Below are 1,888 nucleotides of genomic sequence, written 5' to 3' on the forward strand. Positions count from 1 at the left end.
CGGTGACGGCGGCGGGTGGCACGGCTGGCCGGCCTGGGCGACGGCCGCCGCGACCGTGGTCGGGCTGACCGCCGAGCCGGTCGTCCGCCGGCTCGTCGGGGCGCGGCGCATGTGGGCCGCGCACCTGCCCGGGGTGCCGCAGCGGCCGCCGATGCCGTTCGAGCCGGTGTGGGCGGGCCGGGCGCTGCTCGTGTCCACCGCCGTCGGGCTCGCGGTGGCGCTGCTCGACCTGCCGGTCTGGCCGTGGACGGCGACCGTGCTGCTCGCGGGGCTCACCGGCCTCGTCGTGGTCGCGGGGGCGCTGCGCCAGGTGCGCTCCGACCGCCGGCTGCGGCGCGCGTTCCGTGGCGCGGTCGCGGCCCACGCACCGGAGTTCGTGGTCTACCAGGCGCGGCCGGACGACGCGTCGTACCAGGTGACCATGTGGCTGCCCTACCTGCAGCGCACCGGCCGCCGGTTCATGATCGTGACCCGCGCCGAGGGTCCGGCGAGGGTGCTCGCGGGGCTGACCGACGTGCCGGTGGTCGCCTGCCGCACCAGCCGCGAGCTCGAGGACCTGCTGGTGCCCGGCCTCACCACCGTGTTCTACGTGAACGCGGCGTCCGGCAACGGGCAGATGGTGCGGCACAGCCACCTCACCCACGTGCACGTCGGCCACGGCGACAGCGACAAGGCGACGTCGTCGAACCCCACCCACGCGATGTACGACCGGGTGTTCCTCGCTGGGCAGGCGGCCGTCGAGCGGTATGCCGCGCAGGGCGTGCGCCTCGACCTGCGTCGCCTGCAGGTCGTCGGCCGGCCCCAGGTCGAGCTGGTCGAGCCGGCCCGTCGCGCGGTGGCCGACGTCGCCGAGCCGACCGTGCTGTACGCGCCGACCTGGCGCGGGGACGCCGAGGCGACCGAGCTGTACTCGCTGCCGCACGCGGCCGCGATCGTGCAGGCGCTGCTCGACCGCGGGGTGCGCGTGGTCTTCCGCCCGCACCCCTACAGCAAGGACCACCCGGACGACGCGCTGCGCATCGCCGAGGTGGCGGGGCTGCTGGCCCGCGACGCCGAGCGCACCGGCCGCGACCACCTCTGGGGCGACCGCGCCGAGCAGCCGAGCGTCTTCGAGTGCTTCAACGCCTCGGACGCCATGGTGTGCGACGTGTCGAGCGTGGCCGTCGACTACCTGCACTCGCACAAGCCGATGGCGATGTACGTGCCGACGCCCGCGGCCGACCGGTTCGTCGAGGACTACCCGGTCGCCCGCGGCGCCTACCTGCTCGCGCACGACCTGAGCGGCCTCGACGGCCTGCTCGACCAGCTGCTCGGCGACGACGCCCTGCGCGAGCAGCGCGAGCGCGTGCGGGTGCGCTACCTGGGCGACTTCTCCGACGAGGGGTACTCCGACGTCTTCGTCCGCGCCGTCGACGACGTCGTGGCGGGTGTCGGCGTCGTCCGCGGCGACGGCCTCGACGACGCCGGTGACGGCGTCGAGACCGGTGACCGCGACGTGCGAGCCGCCGAGGCCGACGACCACCGCGCGGGTGAGGGGCGCGAGGACGCCGGACGCGGCCAGGGACTCGAGGGGCTCGACGGCTCCGACGGCCCCGCGGGCGCCGGCGCCGAGGTCGACGCGGACGCCGCGGCACCGGGCGGCCGGCAGCTGCTGCGCCCGGCCCTGCTGCGACAGCTGCTCGACGCCCTCTCGCTGGTGCTGGCGGCGCTGGCCCCGGTGCTGGCCGCGACCTCGCTGCCGCGCGGTTGGGCGCTCGTGCCCGCGGCCCTGGCCCTGTGCTGGCCGCTGGTCACCCGGCCGCCGTGGCGCGCGCCGTCCAAGACCCGGCACCTGGGCGCGTACGCCCCGCAGCGGGTGCTCGTCGCCGCCACGGGCGGGCTGGCGGCG

Annotated in this window: 1 protein-coding gene; it reads left to right on the forward strand. The window is 76.9% G+C overall.

All coding sequences use genetic code 11. From position 1 onward, the window contains the following. Positions 1-1,888: CDP-glycerol glycerophosphotransferase family protein (locus tag ACYVI6_RS18615; RefSeq protein ID WP_460447781.1), on the forward strand; the 1,888-nt coding region annotated here is incomplete at both ends.

The organism is Angustibacter aerolatus, from assembly GCF_054776675.1.